The organism is Pseudoalteromonas sp. Ps84H-4, assembly GCF_024124645.1.
GTDB lineage: Bacteria > Pseudomonadota > Gammaproteobacteria > Enterobacterales > Alteromonadaceae > Pseudoalteromonas > Pseudoalteromonas lipolytica_C.
In genome coordinates this window covers 146,254-167,155 of record NZ_JAMXSK010000008.1, presented here as the reverse complement: position 1 = coordinate 167,155, position 20,902 = coordinate 146,254, and the positions used below count along the sequence as shown (strand labels likewise).

Below are 20,902 nucleotides of genomic sequence, written 5' to 3'. Positions count from 1 at the left end.
AGTCATAAAGGGGCGAATACATTAAAGTGACCAGGGGTAGCTCCCCAAATAGAGTCCGTATATAAGCCAGCATCTAATCTTTATTTAATAAATACTCCGTTGACAAAAAACGGGGAGTCCATATAAGTACACCGAGGCGCTTCGCGCTAAACAGAGAAAAACTGTAAATTACGCGGGGTAAACCCGCTGCTACCGGTTCGGCGTAATAACGCCTACACTCTTATCTCGCATATCTCGCAAACTTTACCCTGTAACTCGCTAACTTGTTGGGCTTCGCTTCGCTCCACCCAACATACAATAAGAGCTATCCTTTACTCCCCAGCAAACTTTAACATTCGCGTTTGGTCGGTAAGTTCAATATCCACCAGCTCATATGGGGCTTTGGCTGCTTTGGTGACCACAAAAGGCATGGTGAAACTATCATAGCTATCAATCTGTTTTGCTACTTCAACCGTTGCTAGTTTGATGCGTTCACCTTTATCGCCTTTGCCAGTTAAGGTTGCACGAATGGCGTAGCGACCTGAGTCGGTCACTTGCACCGGTACCTTGGCTTGGTATTTATTATTGCCAAGCGCTGTTACTTTGGCTTTATCCATACTGATGGTTTGTGAGCTATGCACAAACGGCATTTTTATAGAGCGTTTTACCGTTTGACCATTCACTTTAGTGTCTACGCTGGCCTCAAGCTCATAGTAACCATTTATTGCACCTAAGGTTTCAAGCGGGTAATTAAATACGGCTTCACCATTTTCGTAACGTACATCTAGCTTTTCGCCATCAGGACTTGAAAGCGTTAACTTCACATCACTATCTTTAAAGCGCTTTTTACCCATACTTAGCTGCATAGCGACACGTTGTTGCTGATCTTTCACTTTAAACTGCGATTTAGCATGCAAAGCATTGCTCGAGCCTTTTTCAATCACATGCAGCAAGTAGGTGTCGTTATCGTTAAGCGCTTGGCTTGTTCTTAACATTGCTTTGCCATTTACCTGACCAAGCTTTAATCCAACGCTGCCATCGCTAAACCCTGCATTTTCCATTTGTTCTTGTGCAACCATAGTTTGCATTGGCATTTGTCTAAAGTTGTCATCACGTACCGACAGCTTATCTAGCTGTAAGCCATGAGGCTTAAATACTTCGCCGTTATCAAAACGTGCTTTTGGCGCAATGCGAATAAAGTTATCAGCTTGGTTTACAAATACAGGCACGCCGCGTTTAAGCTCTTTACCCGAAACTTTCTGCCAATACTCAACGCTGTCTTTTTCTAGTGTTTCAAGTTGAGCGCTCAATGCTGGTTGAACTTGAGGAAACTGATAAACCGTTTGTTCATTAGCCTGTGCTGCGTTGCTTACAAGCATAATTGCAGCAGCGAGTGTGGTTAACTTATTAATCATAGCGGGCTCCTAAATTCGATTTTTAAGCATGTCTGGCAAACCAAAGCAGTTGCGTCGGCTTTGCTGATGACTTAAAGGTTCACGGCCTTTAGTTCGTGATTTATCGGTAAACCACACCACCCCAGCTAACGACTGAGAACTGCAATTTAAGAAGCCATCTGAACAGCTGTCTAACCAGTTTTGTGTTACTTCAAGGCCCACTTGATTTTGATAACCACCGCAATAGCTGTCGCTATCCCATACCGCTGATTCAACATCACTGCCCACCACGGTCTCGAATCGAGACGGTAAACTTGGGCGGTTTGGTGTGCCATACAACCACTGTGCGTTATACGACGCCATCCAAGATACCTGCTGTTGTTTTACTGCATCGCTGCCGTAACCTAAAAGCCAACCCAAGCTTTGCTCGAACGAATTACCTGCTATGACCGCATCGGCCAGAGGCGTACCACCACTTGAAGGAGCCAGAGCAATGGTACGCGTGACTTTGCTAATAATATTTGGATAACGGCTATCCCATGTTGGGTTAGATAAAATCCAACGCACTACATTACCGCCATTAGAATGGGTGATCAGAGTTAAATCAGTGATGTTTTTATTATTGATAAATGTAGTGAGCTGCCCTGCTAAACAGCCAGATGCCGCATCTGCCCACATATACTGATCAAAATCACAATTAATGACCGTGTAATTACTACTGTTTGGTAAACCTTGGCGAACTGTGTCGACAAAACTGCCTGTCCAATAGTCATTATACGCATCGCTTTGCTGGCCTGTACCGTGCACAAATGCGACTCCTTGCGCAGCAAAAGCACTGTGGCTGATACCCGCTGCTAACATTAAAGCTGGCACTAGTGAGAGTGTTTTTATTTTCATGTGTGTTCCTGTTGATTGTAATTATATCTATCAGGTTGGAGGAGTGACCTCCGACCAAAAACATAGACCAAACAGGTACGAAAGCAAGAATAAATTTACAATAATTTAACTTTTGGGTGTTTTTTAAGTACAAATTATTAGATTTTAGGAGAAAAAAAAGGGTCGAGATTCGAGTCGTAGGAGGCGTTTTAACGCCGAACAAGTTCATCGCGCGAAATAAATTTCACGCCTACAGTGCTAGCAAAATAAAACGGTATACATTGCACAATGCGAAATAGTATCGCTGCACGAAAGTACTATATCCAGCCCTGTTTAAATTTCATACGTTGTAAATTAAATGTTAAACAGGAGAACACACAATGAAACGCCTATTGACGATGATTGCGCTATGCGCAGGTATGAGCACAACTGCTTTTGCAGCATGTAGAGATAACGTTGTACTGGTACATGGTAATACCGCATCCCCTTCGAGTTGGAATAACACAATCAACGAATTAAAACGAAAAGGGTATGTCGACAGTGAAATTTTCACCCCAGATTGGGGCTCTAAATCTTGCGCGAGTTGCAACGATCATAACGGCAGTGAAGAAACGCCCGTACGTAACGCTATTCTTACTGCAATCAACCAATCTTGCACAGGTAAGATCGATATTATCGGCCATTCAATGGGGGTTACACTCGCAGCCCAGCAAATTTATAAGCTAGGCATGGCATCAGATGTTGATACCTTTGTTGGTGTTGCAGGTGCCGCGCGCGGCCTGCTTAGTTGTGGTGTTTACCCATACAATGTGTGGAATAGCACATGTGGTTACTATGGCTTATCGGTTGGCAGCCCATTATTAAATAGCATTTATGGAGAAGCATTAGGCGACAAAGTGTATTCCATAAAGAGCTACTCTGATCAAATCGTCTGCTCAACTGGCACTTGTTATGTGTACGGCATTCACAGCAGCCGATTATGGAATGAAAATGCCACCTACACCTATGTTCTCGGCCACTTTGGTTTACAAACCGATACATATGTGAAACAAGTGAGTTTGATTCAGTAGCTGCAAGTTAGCGAGATTGTAGCAACGATTTTATATCGCGTAGGAATGGTTTTAACCATGAACAATTTAATCTAAGAACGCGGGGTAAACCCGCTGCTACCTGTTCGGCGTTAAAACGCCTCCTACAACTCGAAACTCGTTAACTTTCAATCTGATAGATGAAAACTGATAGTTCCCTTCCCCCTTTACCCTTTCCCCTTGTAACTTGCTAACTTGTTGGGTTTCAGCATTAAAAATGCCTCCTACAACTCGGCATTTTTGCGTGAATACATTTTATGTAAGTTCAGCAGTTTATCTTTGAGTCGCTGTGAATAGGTGACGAAATTTGTCAGTGTACCGGCATCTTTTCTGTTGGTATCAGCAAGTAGCATTAATAACTTACGCTGCGCCTGATTCAGATGCAGTTGCAATAACCTAGCTGCTTTATCTATTTCGTCATTTTTAGGTTGTTCTAAATTCTCGCTGGTATGGGTGAACAAGGTCAGCGTATCACTCGAAAGTTCGCGGATCATAATCAAAATATCGCTTTCTAATTCAATAAATTGTTCATTCATAATCCGCTTGCTTTCAAACAGATCAATGATGGAATCATGAATTTGGAACAAATAATCAAAACGGTTAATTTGCAGCATTAACTCTCGTGACTGCTCTTCGTCATTGATTTTACTAACAATAGTAGTGAAATAAGTGATGTATTCCTTCTCAACAAAACTGGCATATTCCAAGCGCTTTTGTGCAGTATCTTGAATACCTTTGTAGTTAGTCTCTAAGCTCAGCGTGACCTGATTGTAGTTTTCTTTTAAGAAGTTAAGCAGCTGTTGGTTACCTGACTCTAACTTATCGACGACATGCTGAAACTCTTCATCTTCTTGGTAGGTGGGCAATTCAAGGCGCTCAAAGTCCATCTTTCCTTCACCAAGCAAAAAATCGACAAAGCGCGTAAAGGGGTTAACAAAAGCAATAAAAACTAAACTGGCAACCACATTAAAAATAAAATGAATATTTGCCAGTGCGACAGCGGGATCAAGCGTAATTTCACTTAACTTATCACCAAACAATAAAATGAAAGGCAGAAATAAAAGTACCCCACCCACATTAAACAACAGGTGGCTCAACGCCGCTTTCTTTGCTGCGATATCCATACCAAACACCGAGATCATAGCAGTCGCTGTGGTACCAATATTCGCCCCCATAATAATGGGTACCGCGTTCTCAAGCCCCAAAATACCTTGCTGAGTAAAAACAATGGCAAGCCCTGTAGTCACCGAACTCGACTGCACCATAGCAGTAAATACACAGCCCACTAAAATCGCTAAAAGTGGGTTTTGCGGCTGAGTTAAAATCTCAATTAATGCAGGGTTGTTTTGTAATGGCGCAAGTGATGATGAAATCAGGTTAAGGCTAAAAAAGACAAAACCGAAATAGAAAATCGCCTTACCAAAAATAGAAAAGCGATTGCGAGTCAGCGACAGAAAAAAGCCAATAATAATAATCACAGGAGCAAATACCGTCAGCTTAAAAGCCACCAGCTGAGCCGTTATGGTAGTGCCCACATTTGATCCAAAAATAATACCGACACTATTTTTAAACGTTAACACCCCCGCATTTACCAAGCTTATCGTGATCACCGACGTCGCAGAACTCGATTGAATAAAGGCCGTCACCACAGCACCAATTAACACCCCAAAAATAGGAATGTTAGTCGCGCGACTCAACGATTTACGAAAGCGCTCCCCCGATATACTTTCAATTTCCCGAGAAAAGTTCTCAAGCCCAAAAATAAAAAGGATAATGGCGGTTAGCCCAGCCATGGCTATGTTCAGATTTTCCATTCGCTTATGCTTATAAAGTGCTGATATTGTTAATCAAGATCGATACAAAAAGTATAGGTTTGAGTACCTTATAGCGCAATGATCGAAAACAAAGTAACTGGTTTTGGGGCGAGTTGCGAGGAACGAGATTCGAGTCGTAGGAGGCGTTTTAACGCCGAACAAAAAAGGAGATATTAGATATCAGTCGTTAGAAGTTAGATTAGATTGTGCCTGCGCATAGTTAAATTGAAATGCTCATCCGTAGGCGTGAAATTTATTTCGCGCGATATACATAAGAGATTTCAGTCGTAAGCTATCAGTTTAAGAACACATGTTAGTTAGGTGCTAGGTGCTGGTGCTGGTGCTGGTGCTAACAGCATAGGGTTGGTTTTAGGTTGGTAATAGGGTTAGGAAAAAGAAAGAGCTAATTCCTATTTCATAAATCATAAAACCAGCAAAAAAGTCGATTAAGATCAGTCGCGATCAATTGCTTACTCCTCCATTTTCTCATACTATCAATTTGTTCAAATACAGAGATTAAACGTGGCCGATGATAGTTTGACCATTCAAGAGATCGCCACCTACCTAAAGCTAAATGAAAGACGGCATATAGTCTTGCAAGTGAAGGTAAATTGCCCGGTTTTAAGGTGGGTGGAAGTTGGCGCTTTAAGCGCGTAGATTTGGAAAAGTGGATTGAAGAACAAAAACAAAAATAAGGACGTTATATGATCCCTAGTTATCAAGAATTCATGCGCCCCTTTCTAGAAATAGCTCATCAAGCTGATGGCAAAGAAGTTAGGTTGCGCGATGTAATAAATCAGTTAGCTGATAAGTTCTGTCTATCTGAAGCTGAGCGTGAAGAGACACTGCCAAGCGGCAAACAATCAATTCTTGATAACCGTGTTGGTTGGGCTAGGACTTACCTAACCAAAGCAGGCTTACTTGAAACCACACGACGCGCACATTTTGTGATCACCGCTCGTGGTATATCAGCTTTGAAAGATCCCAGTGTTAAAATTGACAATGACTATCTAAAGCAATTTGATGAATTTGTCGCATTTAAGCAAAAGACAAATGAATCAGATGCCCCTAGCATTGATGTAGAGTCAGACAAAGACATTACCCCTGATGAAGCGCTAAGAGCTGCCTACAAAAAGATTAACGATGCACTTGCTCAAGATATCCTCGATAGAACCCGTAAAGTCACCCCTGCTTTTTTTGAAGACCTATTAATTGAGCTACTCGTCGCCATGGGCTACGGCGGAACAGGCGAAGGTGCAGCACATGCGCTAGGTAAAACAGGCGACAATGGCGTAGATGGCGTTATAGACCAAGACCCACTGGGTGTTGATCAAATCTATATCCAAGCTAAGCGTTATGCCAAAGGCAACAACGTAAGTGCTGGTGACATCCGAGACTTCTTTGGAGCGCTAAATCTTAAAAAAGCGCAGAAAGGTATTTTTATTACTACTTCTGAGTTCACTGCATCAGCCATCGAGACAGCACAAAACTTAGGCACTCGCATTGTACTTATCAATGGTACTGAATTAGCAAAACTCATGCTGCGATACAACATCGGCAGCCGTGACGAACAGGTATTATACCTGAAGAAAATAGACGAAGAATTTTTTGAAGCGTAAACCAGCAACCAAAAGTTTACGCTCTAGTTAAGAATTAGGACTAATTTTACTAATGAATAAACAACAACTCGCAGCAAAAATCTGGGAATCAGCCAACCAGATGCGTTCAAAAATCGAAGCAAATGAATATAAAGACTACATCTTAGGCTTTATTTTCTACAAATATCTGAGCGATACCCAAGTGAGCTTTCTTCTCGAGCAAGAGATGACACAAGATGACATTAAGGCATTGACCGAAGAAGACACTGAAACAGTAGATTATATTCGTAGAGAAAAAGGGTATTTCATTGCCTATGATAATTTATTTTCAACTTGGGTGGATTCAAGCACAGAATTTGATGAGTCGAATGTTCGTGATGCGTTGTCAGCCTTTAACCGTTTGATCAATAAAAAACATAAAAAACTGTTTGAAGGGATCTTCACCACGCTAGAAACGGGTTTAAGCAAACTGGGGGAAACCTCTGGTAAGCGAACCAAAGCAATCAGCGACTTACTTCACCTCATTAAAGCCATCCCGATGACGGGGAACCTTGGCTATGATGTGCTGGGTTACATTTATGAATACCTGATCGAAAAGTTTGCAGCCAATGCGGGAAAAAAAGCGGGCGAGTTTCACGCCGCATGAAGTCTCTCTATTGATGTCTGAAATCACCGCGCACGAGCTCAAACACAAAGATGAGATTGAGATTTACGATCCAACCAGTGGTTCGGGCTCATTGTTGATTAACATCGGTAGCTCAGTGGCCAAATACGCTAAGAGCAAAGATGACATCAAATACTACGCCCAAGAGCTTAAGCAAAGTACCTACAACTTAACTCGTATGAACCTGATCATGCGCGGAATTTTGCCAGATAACATCACCACCCGTAATGGCGATACACTAGAAGATGACTGGCCTTACTTTGATGAAAACAACCCGCAAGAGTCTTATCAACCTCTGTATGTGGATGCTGTAGTCTCCAACCCCCCCTATTCACAAAAGTGGGACCCAGAAAACAAAGAGAACGACCCGCGTTATGCACGCTTTGGCCTAGCACCAAAAACCAAAGCCGATTTTGCGTTTCTTCTACATGATTTATACCATCTAAAGCCAGATGGCATTATGACCATTGTACTGCCACACGGTGTACTTTTCCGTGGGGGTGAAGAGGGTGAGATCCGTAAGCAACTCATAGAAAACAACCATATTGATGCCATCATCGGCTTACCAGCCAACATCTTCTTTGGTACGGGCATCCCAACTGTGATTTTAGTGCTCAAACAGAAGCGTGAAAATAATGATGTATTGATTGTGGATGCCTCAAAACACTTTGTGAAGGAAGGCAAAAACAACAAACTGCAAGACTCAGACATCAAGCGCATCACCGATGCTGTGATTCACCGCCAAGATAATGACAAGTTCTCGAAAGTGGTGAGCAAGAAAACCATTCAACAAAACGACTACAACCTAAATATTCCACGCTATGTAGACTCATCACCCGCTGCTGAAACGTGGGATCTTCACGCGACCATGCTGGGCGGCATTCCAAATCGTGAAATAGCCGCCCTAAAGGAGTACTGGGATGCCTTGCCAGAGCTTCATGATGCGCTGTTTAGCGCGAAATCATCTGACTACAGCGAATTGGCGGTTGAGAAGAGCCAAGTGCAAACTACGATTGCACAGCACCCACAACTGCTTGCGTTTATTGAGGCATACAACCAAGCGTTTGATGGCTTTGATGAGTACCTAAGCACCACCTTAATTGATAGCTGGGAAGAGGTTAACCGCAACCGGCAACAAGCGAAATTGAGTGTTGAACTGTTTAAGCGCATGCAGCCGATAGCTTTGGTGGATAAATACCAAGCCTACCAACTGCTTAGTGATCAGTGGCAGATCATTAGTGCCGACCTTGAAATGATGCAAACCGAAGGGTTTAAGGCAACCACGCAGGTTGATCCGAATATGGTCACCAAGAAAGTCAAAGGCAAAGAGACCGAAGTACAAGACGGCTGGAAAGGCCACATTATGCCGTTTGAATTAGTGCAAAAAACCTATCTGATTGATGATTTAAACGAGCTGAAAATGCAAGAAGACAACCTCAGTGCGGTTGTTTCGAATATTGATGAACTTATTGAGTATTTCAAGGAAGAAGACGATTCTGTACTCAATGACAATAATGATGCTTTTGCTAAAGCCGATTTAGGTCTAGCAGTAATAGATGCCTATCTAGGCATTAACTCTGAAGAGATAGCCGTTCTTAATAAGTATATTACGTTGCTTGATAGTAAAGCCAAGGTGGAAGAAAAATTAGCATTTGTTGCAGAGTATCCGCAGGTTCAATGGCATCAAATAGAAGCCAGCAAAAACGGCACTTACGCCAAAGCTAAAGTGAACGCATATCTGAAGGTGTTACGTGCAGATTTTAGCTTTGACCCCGAAACTATTGAAGGCAAACTGGTTAAGGCAAGTCAGTTACTTGATGAGAAAGCGGAGCTAAAAGCGGATATCAAAGAGAAAGCTCTACAGCTACATATCAATACCAAGTCGACAATAGAGAACCTGTCCAATGAGCAGATCAACACTCTGTTAGAACTTAAATGGGTTACGCCGCTATGTGATGAACTGGTGGAGTTGCCCAATGCTGTGGTTAATAGCCTAACCACCAAAGTGCAACACCTTGCAGACAAATATGCTGTGACCTACTCCCAAGTAGCTAATGAGATTCAAACTTCAGAAAATGAGCTAGCAGAAATGATGGGCCAATTGACAGGCAATGAGTTTGATATGCTGGGCTTAGCGGAACTGACTAAGTTGCTGAAGGGCAAATAACATGAGTATGACTAAAGACGTACCTGAAATTCGTTTTAATGATTTTGTAGGTAACTGGCAGCTATTGAAGATAGAGGATGTAGCGCAGTTCCATGATGAGCGAAGAAAACCGATTACCGAAAGTGCTCGAGAGCCTGGTCCATACCCCTACTATGGGGCTTCTGGAATCATTGATTATGTTAAAGATTATATTTTTGATGAAGAGATGATTCTCCTAAGTGAAGATGGCGCAAACATCATAGATAGAAATTATAGAGTATCCTTTTTAGCTAGTGGCCAGTATTGGGTTAACAATCATGCGCATGTACTTAAAGCGAAGCAAGGTAATAACAATCTTTTCTTGTGCGAAAGCTTAGAGCGTTTGCGTTATGACAAGTACAACACAGGGACAGCACAGCCTAAGATTAATCAGGATGTTTGCAGGAACCTGCCGGTCTACATAACTGATAATGATGAGCAAGAAATAATCGGTAACTACTTTCAAAAGCTCGACACTCTAATTAACCAACACCAACAAAAGCACGACAAGCTCAGCAACCTGAAAAAAGCCATGCTGGAAAAAATGTTTCCAAAGGCAGGTGAAAATGTGCCAGAAATTCGTTTTGATGGGTTCAATGGGGATTGGTTGGATAGCTCGTTGTTGGAAAATATTGAATCCATAATCGACTTTAGGGGACGTACACCTAAAAAACTGGGATTAGATTGGAGTCCAACTGGATATAGGGCTCTATCTGCTTTGAATGTAAAGCAGGGTTACATCGATTTTTCCGTTGATCCTCATTTTGGTGACCAAAATCTATATGAGCGCTGGATGACAGGCTCAGAATTACACAAGGGGCAGGTGTTGTTTACTACTGAAGCTCCAATGGGAAATGTAGCTCAAGTTCCAGATTCTGATAAATACATACTGAGCCAGAGAACGATAGCATTCAGAGTTAAATCAAAAGTTATCACAGAGGACTTTTTAGCAGTCCTGTTAAGAAGTCCCAAAGTGTTTAGAGAGCTCTCTGCACTAGCGAGTGGCGGAACAGCCAAAGGAGTGAGTCAGAAAGTACTATCTAAACTTACTGTTCAATTACCAGCATGTTTGGTTGAGCAATCAAAAATAGGGAATTACTTCCAAAAGTTAGATGGACTGATCAATCAACACCAACAACAAATCACTAAATTAAAAAACATTAAGCAAGCATGCTTAGATAAAATGTTCGTGTAACAAGGATAGCCGATGACCATTTTTAATAGAGAAGCGGATTTTGAACAAGCCTTTATCAAAGTTCTGATTGATAAAGGTTGGGAGCGCGAGGTTCTTAAAAACAAAACCGAAGCCGACTTGTTACAAAACTGGGCAAACATTTTATTTGAGAACAACCGCCAACGTGATCGCCTCAATGATGTGCCCCTCACGAATAGTGAGATGCAACAGATCATGGAGCAAATCAAAGAGCTTAAAACCCCGTTTAAGCTCAATGGCTTTATTAATGGTAAAACTGTTGCGATCAAGCGCGACAACGAGAATGACCCAGAACATTTGGGTAAAGAAGTCAGCTTAAAGATCTACGACAGACAAGAGATAGCAGCAGGTCAAAGCCGTTATCAAATCGTGCAGCAACCTAAGTTTGAGCGTGGTAGTCCACTGCGGAATGATCGCCGTGGTGACATTATGCTGCTGATCAACGGCATGCCTGTGTTCCACATTGAATTAAAACGCAGTGGTATTCCTGTGAGCCAAGCGGTGAACCAAATTGAGAAGTATTCCAAAGAGGGGATCTTTAGTGGCTTGTTCTCACTGGTGCAAGTGTTTGTAGCCATGCAGCCAGAAGAGTCGAAATATTTCACCAACCCAGGTGCCGATGGCAAGTTTAACCCTGACTACCAGTTTAATTGGGGCAATGTGAACAATGATCCCATCAATCACTGGAAAGAGGTGGCATCAAAACTGCTTTCGATTCCAATGGCGCATCAGTTAATCGGTTTTTACACGGTAGCGGATAATACCGATGGGGTGCTCAAGGTGATGCGTAGTTATCAATACTACGCCGCGAATGCTATCTCTGATAAGGTCGCGAAAACCAAATGGCGACAGATTAGCTCGAATGCTGATCGGCTTGGTGGTTATGTTTGGCATACCACGGGCTCGGGCAAAACCATGACTAGTTTTAAGTCCGCTCAGTTAATTGCCCAATCTCGTGATGCCGATAAAGTGGTGTTCTTAATGGACCGCATCGAGCTTGGCTCGCAGTCGCTTAAAGAGTACCGCAACTTTGCTGATGACAGAGAAGAGGTGCAAGCCACCGAAAACACCGATGTGTTGGTAACAAAGCTAAAAAGCTCAGACCCGAAAGAGACATTGATCGTTAGCTCCATTCAAAAAATGAGCAACATCTATGAAGCGGTTGACGACCAAGGTACCGCCACCAACTCAGCGGATATTGAACTCATCCGTGAAAAGCGCATGGTGTTTATTGTTGATGAGGCACACCGTTCAACGTTTGGTGACATGCTAACCATCATCAAAAAAACGTTTCCTAAGGCATTGTTTTTTGGCTTCACTGGTACACCGATTCAAGCTGAAAATGAGATTAAAGGTACCACTACGCCCGATATTTTTGGCAATGAACTGCACCGTTATAGCCTTGCCGATGGTATCCGCGATAAAAATGTATTGGGTTTTGACCCATACAAAATACGCACCTTCAAAGAGCGGGAGTTAAGACAAGCGGTCGCTTTGCAGCAAGCAAAAGCGCAAACCGTCTCTGAAGCAATAGTAGACCCCAAAAAGAAGAAAAAATTTAACCACTTTATGAATGATGTACCGCTGGCAGGGAAAGCGTTGCCTGATGGTAGCTATGAAAAAGGCATTGAAGATTACGTACCGAAAACTCAATATGAAACGGCTACGCATCAAAAGCAAGTCGTTGCAGATATCATTGAGCAGTGGGAAATATTAAGCCAAGCGAATAAATTTCATGCCATTTTGGCCACCAGTAGCATTGCGGAAGCGATCGATTACTATCGTCGATTCAAATCCGCCAAACCTGAGCTCAAAGTGTCGGCGCTGTTTGACCCTAACATCAACAATGAAGGGGAAAATAGTGTGGATGGCTGTGCAGAGCGCGGTCCAACCTTTAAGGCGGAGGGTCTCGAAGAAATCATGGCGGATTATAACGCGAAGTTTGGTCAAGACTTCGACTTCGGCCGTCACGCGAAGTTCAAGCAAGATATGGCGGCGCGGATGTCGCACAAAAAGCCGTATGAAGGCATCCATAAAGAGCCAGAGAAACAGCTTGATCTAATGATTGTCGTTGACCAAATGTTGACCGGGTTTGACTCTAAATGGGTGAATACGCTCTATTTAGACAAGGTGATCAAATACCAGAACATTATCCAAGCTTTCTCACGCACTAACCGTTTATTTGGCCCCGACAAGCCGCATGGTACCATCCGTTATTATCGCTACCCAGACACGATGGAACGCTATATTAAGGAGGCAGTGAAGCTCTATTCTGGAGATAAGCCTTTAGGCTTGTTCGCGGACAAGTTAGAAAGCAACATTGAGGCGATGAACGAAATTTTTTCTGAAATCCAAACCGTGTTTAGCAATGCGGGTGTACAAGATTTAGAACATCTGCCAGAAGATGACGAAGCTTGTGCGAAATTTGCAGCACTGTATCGTGATTTCAACAAACACCTTGAAGCCGCGAAAATTCAAGGTCTAGATTGGACAGATGAATCACTTGAGTGTAATGAACAAGTGTATCTCGGTTTGGCTTTGCGATATCGAGAACTGGCAAATAAAAGCGAGCGCGACCAGAGCAACTCACAATCGGAAATTCCATTCGATATAGTGGGCTATTTGACTGAAATTGATACAGGTCGAATTGACTCTGACTACATGAATAGCCGATTCGAGCGTTATTTACGTGTGTTAAATAGCGGGGTTAGTGCAGAGGAGACAGAGCGGACGCTGAATGAGCTGCATCAGTCATTTTCATCCCTCACACAAGAAGAACAACGACATGCTAGATTATTCTTGAATGATTTACAGCGTGGTGATGCACGTCTTAGTGAAGGCAATAGTTTTAGAGATTACATTAATCGTTATCAAAGCCAGGCAGAACAAGCTCGCATCGACGGTATTGTAAATGCGCTAGGGTTAGACAAAGACCTGTTACTACAATTTACCAATGGCGTGTTCAATGAAGAAAACATTAACCGTTTTGGGCGTTTTGATACTCTTAAATCTACTGTAAACAAAGATAAAGCTAAAGCATTCTTTGAGCAGTTGGAAGGTAGAGCGATTCCTCCATTTAAAGTGAATGTGCTCATTGATAAGCATCTTAGAGCATTTATCTTTGAAAAGGACGATTCACTTTTAATTGACTCTTCTATTGATGTTATTGATATAGAGAACCTTGGGTACCCTGCTTTATTGAAAAGAGCAATTAATATTGTTACGAGTGAATTTGGAGAAGCAGATGTTTGGTCTAGCGCTGTTAAAGAATTATTAGGCCGTTTAGATGTGAATGAGCAAGGTTATATTGAACTATCGGATTTAGAAGCGCTTGAAAAAATCAGTGGCCTGTCTATCAGGAATACACTATTTCCCATTTTAAATCTTCTGTCTGCCAGCGACGTGGGTCTGCTTCGCCGAGAGTTCATAAGTTTAGATAAGTCGAATGAATTGCAATCCTACAATTTCGACGAGGTACAAGTGGCTGCTGTTGAAAGCGATTCGGCTGATTGGGCTGAGCAGTTCTCTATACGTTGGCTAGTTCCTGAACACATGGAGGCTATTCATGAGCACTAGCTTAAAAGTGTTGTTTGAGTGGTTTCCTGTTTTGAGGAAACTTTTTGAGGCAAAGACGGCCGAGCAATTCGACGATTTTTTAGATCTACATTTTGAAGAATGTGTTCAACGCATGGAGGCAGAAGCCCATCACTTGAATGGTGACTGTGAGGAGAAGCTTTCTGCTTTCCTAGCTGCGGCGTTAAGCATGCCTGGGCTATCAGTTGTTCGCGAAGGCTACAGTAATGGGCGAGTTGATCTTACGATTAAATCCGAGAGCGTTAAATCCACAGAAAAACGTTTAGCCGAAGCAAAAATATATTCAGGGCCAAGCTATCACTCAAAAGCAATAGCTCAGTTGATTTCCCGCTATTCTACAGGTCGCCAAAGCCGTGGTTATGTTCTGGAATATGTTGCAAGCCCTGATATATCGAATATCGTGCTCAAGCTTCGCAATAGAGCTGACAGAGAATTACCAGTTGAACAAGTAGGATGTACCGAAGACCGTACTATGAAATGGAGTTACAACAGCCATCATCGTCATTCAAGTGGTGAGCTGATCAATGTGGTTCACATTAATGTGAACTTATATAGATGAATGGAGTAACTCAAACAATTTCGAATGCACTTTAAACTAAAAGCGAACCATCTCTGGTTCGCTTTTTTATTTTAATGACCTCAGAATTCAACTATCGGTTGCAAACTTTATTTAAGTTGCAAACTTAATTCCGATAGTTGCAATCTTTATTCGAGATCGACAATCATGTCATTTTAGAATAAAGTTTGCAACTTAAGTACATTGTTTTAAAAGGAATTAAGACCAAAGGTAAGTTTGAAACATAACAATTAAAACCTTACTTTTGGACGCTATTGTAAAAATAAAGTTTGAAACTCCTATTTTTACAATTTCCCAATTTACAAAAGTTTTTTAGTGTTTTCACTGCTATCCATAGATGATTAAGTTAACTATTTAAACTTAATTATTCCCTCGCCATCTCACAAATGGTTAACAAGTGTGAGACTCACTACTCTATTGTAAACGAAACAACATATTCTCTGCTTTCTAGATGAAACCGTTCTTTATCATCAAAGTCTATATGTTCAATTCTAAGAATCTCATTAGAGACTAAGAAAATTTCATAATTCCCAATATTCTTCCTAGCAAATTCAAGCTCATTCCTGCTCAAATGAAATCTATCACCAGAGTAAGTTTTAACTTCAACATACTTCGTTACGTCAAGTTCATTGATATATTTAATATCGTAACCATCGCCATCACTAGTTTTAGATACCCAAGTAACTTTTTGTTTACCAAACTGTTTAACAAGAGAATTATAAACGTCTTCTTCAGATCTTTTACCGTTGATTCTATTGTTATCCGATAATGACTTTGAGTGTTTAAATGGTTTCTTCGATTTACTTTGGTTGCTTTTGATATTTCTTGGTTTACTAAGAGATGCACTCTTTATTCGTTTGGTTTGTCGAACAGAACCCTCAACACCGTGAGGTTTCTTTGTAACATTCTCAGGCTCAAATTTTTCATTTATACGAGTTTTAACTTCGTCCCACTTATGAGAAAAAAACATTAGACTCATTAGTTCTTGATCACCTTCAACCCTATCAATATCAATTAATTCAGCGTGTTTATCGTACACGGCTTCAAAATCAATTTGTGCTTCTTCGATAGATTCTTGCCCTAAAACATCTGAGATATAGTTGTTTACATACTCTTCGTAGTTCATTTCAAAAGATTGTTTATTTTGTCTAGCTGATAAAATAATGAAATTATCGTTACTCTCGTATTGTGATATGTAATGAGTAAATTGAGATTCTCTAGAATTTACTATGCACCATTGATACAACTTCTTCTTAAACAAATATAAAGCTCTCTCGAACGCCTGTTTTAGCTTACTAACATGATACTTTGATAAATCTATCTTATAGTACGCAAATTCTGAACAATTGAAGTCAGCGACATTTATTCCCTTCTCCGCAAAAAGCTCTTCTATCGCGCTGCAACTTTCAAGGCCATCCAACTCCTTGAAATCTATTCTTTTAACATCAATTTGCAATTCAAGCTCAGCCGACACACTTTCAAGCAAATTATCATCAGACTCAAACCTATAAGTTTTACCTAATAAGGAATAGACTGTTTTCCAAAATGAATACAGTTCATCTGAGATTCCTAGTAATTCTCTTGTTCTGATTAACTCTTCTTCACCAATATCATTTTTAATAGTTTTTTCTAGATACGAAGCTTCCTCTTTGACAACATCTCGGAATACTCGGGTGTCCTGAATATCGAAAATTAATCCTATTATATCTGCAAAGGTTTCTTGAAAATCGAAATCATGTCTAAGATCTCCGACCGTTGACTCAGGTCTAACTTTAATGAAAAAGTCGTTATCCTGTTTAATGTAGTCATTATTTTCTAGCTCAAAACTTTCTCCATTAATCTGATACTTAACGTCATCGCATAAAACGACCCTGTACCGTCTCAATTTTGCTAGTTCTGCTTTCGCAGACTGATCTTTTTCAATATCTTGTATTCGATAAACCAAAATATATGGGGCAATTTCCTCTAAAAATGACGAGAAGCTACTACTTAAAGAAGGTAAAGAGGATGTACTTGTAATTTCGACATCTAGTTCATTTAGATTCTGCACTCCAAAAAACTCGATAATATTTTGAGTGTTTTGTCTTCTTGGGTAATTTAACACTGGTACGCTAGCGGCAATCTTCTTCGGTAGTTTTATATTTCCATTGTAAAAAACTTTATCAGCAGATTGATAAGAACGAGTTTCTCCTTTTAAAGCAAAAAGCTTCGTTTCTTGGTTGTCCAAAGGTTGTTTATTGACTTCAAAATGCCTAACCGCCAACTTATATATTGCCTGAGTCTGTCGCCCATCAGGGGACTTTACCGGAAGTTCACTAATGATTCTTTGTACTGCTTCCAAAGATAGTTTTTCAAATTTATCAGTCGCACCAATTTTTAATAACAAACTTTCAACATCTGATCGACTAATACCGAAATAATTGAATTGCTCATAATCAAAATTGAAGCTGATGCTATTTACAAGAGGGCTTAGCTTCTCATTAGCGAAAAAGAAGTCTCTAAACAGCCCGAGAGATTTTACTTGATACTTAATAAATGAAGGTTTACGTGAGATGTTATGGCTATAAGACCCATGATATTCTCTGTCCTTGTTAAAACTAAATTTGTCAGTATTTGCTGAATCATCTAACTGATTATAAATGTCTTTATCTTGGATAAACCATATGACTAGCTTTTCTAAAGAAATATTTTGCGCAATAAGCTCAAAGTTATCGATCTCCTTGTAATGAAAAGAACCAAATCTATAACCTGAAGGGCGAGGAACACACTGAAAAACAAATTTTTCGTACTCTAAATTTCTTCTACCTTTAACTTCGTTAAACTTACTATTTTTGTTAACTCCTAGCCATAAAAAGAACTGTTCTAAGTTATCAGGATCCTCTTCACCTAACCTATATTTGGAAGGTGCACATAGAAATACATTATCTCTGAATATGCCTTCAAATAAGAACTCATTTAAAGTTCCAGAAGGGTAGTCCTTAGATAAATATAAATCGCTTGCATCAGTCAGAGTATGTTCTTTATTGTAAAGTTGGATTTTTGAATCAGGTATTTGTTGTGGAGAGTTCAATTTATTGAAATTTTCATAAAGAGAACGAACCATACTGGTTAGTATTTCTTCAACTTTGTTATTGTCTTCTTTAATTAAACGGTTTGCATTTGAAACTATTTTCTGAAGTACCGGTATAGGCTGATACTGTTGAATATTTGTGATTTGTCTCAAAGCTCTCTGCAATTCACGAGCTTTTTCATTCGAATCAATCTCAAATTTTTTGATCAATAATTCAAACAAGTCTCTATGAATAAACTTGATACTGACATAATCAGGTACACTAATATCTATCGATGAAGGCGTATATACTTCATCTTCAAGAGAAATCAATGCTCCACTTGAGTCAATTAAAAGCTCTAATTTTTCATCAGGCTTGAAAGTGTGGTAAAACATATAAATCATAGAAGCTCTGTCTTCTATGCTATTTATATTTTTACTTAAAACTCTCAATTTTTCAGTATCTACACTTCCATTTAAATTTAAACTCGAAAGGTCGGCAGTGCCATCTAAGGGGATTAACAAATTTTCAAAGACGAACTCTTGGTTAATAGAGCACACAAAACTAGAAAGCGCATCTATAAATATAACTTCTGATTTTTTTCTATAAGTTCCGTCAACACAAGGAAACACCTCCAAAGTATTGATCGCATCATCAATAGCATCGTAGAACCCCAGCTCCATAAGAATGTTATTAGGATTGTTGTATGACAAAAGCTCAATAGCTTTGTAACTAATATTACCTTTCGTTAAAGATTTCGCTGTATCAATAATTAACTTAACTAACTCTCTTAAAATGAAGCGGTTTTTTTCACTGTCATTTATCTCATTTCTGGAGCTGTTTAATTCGAAGGTTCCATGAATAATAAAAGGAAAGTCAACAGCTAATTTAGTAGGGAAATATGCGAAAATTTCTCGAATATCACAGCAGAGTTCATCTTGCAGAGCAATTTTTAAATCAAAGAACTCTTCTTCACTTTCTTTATCCCATAACTCTTTAGGTAATTCTCCTTTGTGTTCATAGACGTTCCATTTTTCACTAAGATCCGTTTTATCTATTGCCTTGATACACTTTCCATCAACAAAAACTGTTAATGTCTTAATAGAGTTTAAAAAGAGTAGGATCTCACTCTTTAACTCGTCTATTTGCTTTTTAATATCACCTAGGAAGCCAACTTTGTATCGTATATCAATTGACGTGATCCAGTCTTGATTTATTTCCTCTGTTAACTTCGGAATAGATAGGAATGGAATAGGATAAATTGAATCAGGTAAATTTTGTGCTTTTCTAATAGCATTGCGCTCTCCTGGTAAAAACAGCTCATCAAAAACACCATTTACAATTTCATTTGAAAACTCAATTCTTAGGTTGTTGCTATTAATTGATATCGATTCACTCCAATTAATGATCGATCTAAAGCCAAGTCCTTTATTTCCTATGAACTTTTTAGATGTTTTAGTACTCAAATTAGAAATCATTAAAGATCTAATTCCGTTAGAGCTAAAAGCGCTACAGCCAGTTCCTCTATTTTTAATACTTAGCAAATTAGCTTTAGTATCTAATTCAATTCTTACCTCATCTGACTTTTCATCATCAGCATTTTGAAGAAGCTCAAGTAACTGTCTTCCGTTGTACTCTTTTTCAGTTTCAACTTCACGGTTGAACGCAGAAATCATATCTGCTGGGGACTTTTTATAGACTTCCTTTCGGCGAACTATTTCTTCTAAGATCTCTGCCTTAATACCAATGTTTTGCTCTTTAATTGGCTCCATAGTCGCTATATTATTCAAGATAAAGCCTCCTCATATTCCCTTTGAACTCTCGCCCTTAAATCGAATTGGTATTCTGCACTGCCATTAAACAGATTTATATTCCTCTGAGGATCGTCGCCATTTTCACTAATTTTTACCAATTTATTCAGTAACTTTTTACCGTAACCATTTTTCTTTCCCCACATAGACGCATATGAGTTTTCAAGCCTTTCCATGTACATGCTTTCATCTTCTTCCCTTCTGACGAATGTGAGGTCAACAACGGAATGAATTGCTTTATCAAATGAACTAAATAACCAAACAGAGTCGCTGTCTTCACAACAGTATTTAATTAGAAGTTGAATGAAAGAAATATCCCATATAGCGTTCCTAAGATCTTTAGGCCCATGAGATTTGAGCATTTTTGAAATTTTCCAGCTACTAAAATAAACAGATAAAAAGTGAAATGATGGTGCTGAAAACATATACTCATCATATATCCAATCCATCAGTTCAAGCATGGTTTGATATGGAGATATTCGTTTAGAACGAGCTAGAGATATCGCTTTTTTTATTATGACTGCATTTCTCTCTACCAAAGTTAATCTCTCTGGTAACTTGCCACCTATAAGCTCGCCAGTCTTAAACAAAGACAGTTCATTACGACTTATGCTATCTCTTTGCTTTAGAAATAAGTCTAAGTAAATATTAGGATTTAAGTTATCAGCTGTTCGAAATAATGCTAGCTCATCATCTGCTTTATCTAAACCATTTCGCTCTATATATTCGTGATAGGAATAACCTGTTTCCGATAAAATATTTCCTGCATTCAGTACAGCTTGCAGAGCAGCTACACTCCTATAGGGCTGTTGGTTTTTCTGTTCAGAAATATCTAAACCATTAACCAAGCTGATCAAATAAGAAACTACATTCCTGTCCAATAGACACTTAAATTCAACACCTGGTGAATACCAGATATCAGTCAAACTTGGATGTCCTTTCCTGTTAACATTGAGAGGATCTGATAGTAGTTTATTTTCTAATACATGCGTTTCTGCTCGTAATATTTCTTCCAGCCGATCGTGAATGATAAGTAACTCCATATCTTCCATACAATCT

General features: G+C 39.9%; 10 protein-coding genes and 2 pseudogenes. 7 read left to right on the top strand and 5 right to left on the bottom strand.

What is annotated here, in order from left to right:
- Positions 1-311: 311 nt before the first annotated feature.
- A complete protein-coding gene (locus tag NH454_RS09665) occupies positions 312-1,394 on the bottom strand; it encodes a DUF4785 family protein (protein ID WP_235404569.1) in 1,083 nt (360 codons plus the stop codon).
- A gap of 9 nt (positions 1,395-1,403) precedes the next feature.
- Positions 1,404-2,270, bottom strand: coding sequence for a hypothetical protein (locus tag NH454_RS09660; protein WP_199526767.1), 867 nt, complete (start codon positions 2,268-2,270; stop codon positions 1,404-1,406).
- A gap of 359 nt (positions 2,271-2,629) precedes the next feature.
- On the opposite strand from NH454_RS09660, the gene NH454_RS09655 reads away from it, so the two are divergent.
- Positions 2,630-3,319 carry an alpha/beta fold hydrolase gene (locus tag NH454_RS09655; RefSeq protein ID WP_188726876.1) on the top strand — a complete coding sequence of 230 codons (690 nt, stop codon included), beginning with the start codon at positions 2,630-2,632 and terminating at the stop codon, positions 3,317-3,319.
- A 242-nt stretch (positions 3,320-3,561) separates the two neighbouring features.
- Here NH454_RS09655 and NH454_RS09650 read toward each other — a convergent pair whose 3' ends face one another.
- A complete protein-coding gene (locus NH454_RS09650; protein WP_253038878.1) occupies positions 3,562-5,151 on the bottom strand; it encodes a Na/Pi symporter in 1,590 nt (529 codons plus the stop codon).
- A gap of 522 nt (positions 5,152-5,673) precedes the next feature.
- Between NH454_RS09650 and NH454_RS09645 the strand changes: the two are divergent.
- From NH454_RS09645 to NH454_RS09615, 6 genes and pseudogenes are all read left to right on the top strand, one after another.
- Positions 5,674-5,846 (top strand): annotated as a pseudogene (locus NH454_RS09645) (helix-turn-helix domain-containing protein).
- A gap of 9 nt (positions 5,847-5,855) precedes the next feature.
- Positions 5,856-6,770: a restriction endonuclease gene (locus NH454_RS09640; RefSeq protein ID WP_253038877.1), complete on the top strand. Its 915-nt coding sequence runs from the start codon at positions 5,856-5,858 to the stop codon at positions 6,768-6,770.
- Positions 6,771-6,822: 52 nt separating this feature from the next.
- Positions 6,823-9,580: pseudogene (locus NH454_RS09630) on the top strand (type I restriction-modification system subunit M).
- Position 9,581: 1 nt separating this feature from the next.
- Complete coding sequence (locus NH454_RS09625) at positions 9,582-10,793, top strand: restriction endonuclease subunit S (RefSeq protein ID WP_253038873.1); 1,212 nt, start codon at positions 9,582-9,584, stop codon at positions 10,791-10,793.
- Positions 10,794-10,805: 12 nt separating this feature from the next.
- Entirely contained in the window at positions 10,806-14,387 is a 3,582-nt protein-coding gene (locus NH454_RS09620) for an HsdR family type I site-specific deoxyribonuclease (protein WP_253038872.1), read from the top strand.
- Positions 14,377-14,964, top strand: coding sequence for a hypothetical protein (locus NH454_RS09615; RefSeq protein WP_253038871.1), 588 nt, complete (start codon positions 14,377-14,379; stop codon positions 14,962-14,964). The genes NH454_RS09620 and NH454_RS09615 overlap by 11 nt, the downstream gene beginning before the upstream one ends.
- Positions 14,965-15,391: 427 nt before the next feature.
- Here NH454_RS09615 and NH454_RS09610 read toward each other — a convergent pair whose 3' ends face one another.
- Positions 15,392-19,822, bottom strand: a complete 4,431-nt coding sequence (locus NH454_RS09610) for a DUF3883 domain-containing protein (RefSeq protein ID WP_253038870.1) — start codon at positions 19,820-19,822, stop codon at positions 15,392-15,394.
- Entirely contained in the window at positions 19,819-20,895 is a 1,077-nt protein-coding gene (locus NH454_RS09605) for a hypothetical protein (RefSeq protein ID WP_253038869.1), read from the bottom strand. Before NH454_RS09605 ends, NH454_RS09610 begins: the two co-directional genes overlap by 4 nt.
- Between the last annotated feature and the right edge of the window lie 7 nt (positions 20,896-20,902).

What these genes read in the sequence shown, in the direction of transcription:
- NH454_RS09665 (WP_235404569.1), bottom strand. Translation starts at nt 1,394, where the DNA reads ATGATTAATAAGTTAACCACACTCGCTGCTGCAATTATGCTTGTAAGC.
- NH454_RS09660 (WP_199526767.1), bottom strand. Translation starts at nt 2,270, where the DNA reads ATGAAAATAAAAACACTCTCACTAGTGCCAGCTTTAATGTTAGCAGCG.
- NH454_RS09655 (WP_188726876.1), top strand. Translation starts at nt 2,630, where the DNA reads ATGAAACGCCTATTGACGATGATTGCGCTATGCGCAGGTATGAGCACA.
- NH454_RS09650 (WP_253038878.1), bottom strand. Translation starts at nt 5,151, where the DNA reads ATGGAAAATCTGAACATAGCCATGGCTGGGCTAACCGCCATTATCCTT.
- NH454_RS09640 (WP_253038877.1), top strand. Translation starts at nt 5,856, where the DNA reads ATGATCCCTAGTTATCAAGAATTCATGCGCCCCTTTCTAGAAATAGCT.
- NH454_RS09625 (WP_253038873.1), top strand. Translation starts at nt 9,582, where the DNA reads ATGAGTATGACTAAAGACGTACCTGAAATTCGTTTTAATGATTTTGTA.
- NH454_RS09620 (WP_253038872.1), top strand. Translation starts at nt 10,806, where the DNA reads ATGACCATTTTTAATAGAGAAGCGGATTTTGAACAAGCCTTTATCAAA.
- NH454_RS09615 (WP_253038871.1), top strand. Translation starts at nt 14,377, where the DNA reads ATGAGCACTAGCTTAAAAGTGTTGTTTGAGTGGTTTCCTGTTTTGAGG.
- NH454_RS09605 (WP_253038869.1), bottom strand. Translation starts at nt 20,895, where the DNA reads ATGGAAGATATGGAGTTACTTATCATTCACGATCGGCTGGAAGAAATA.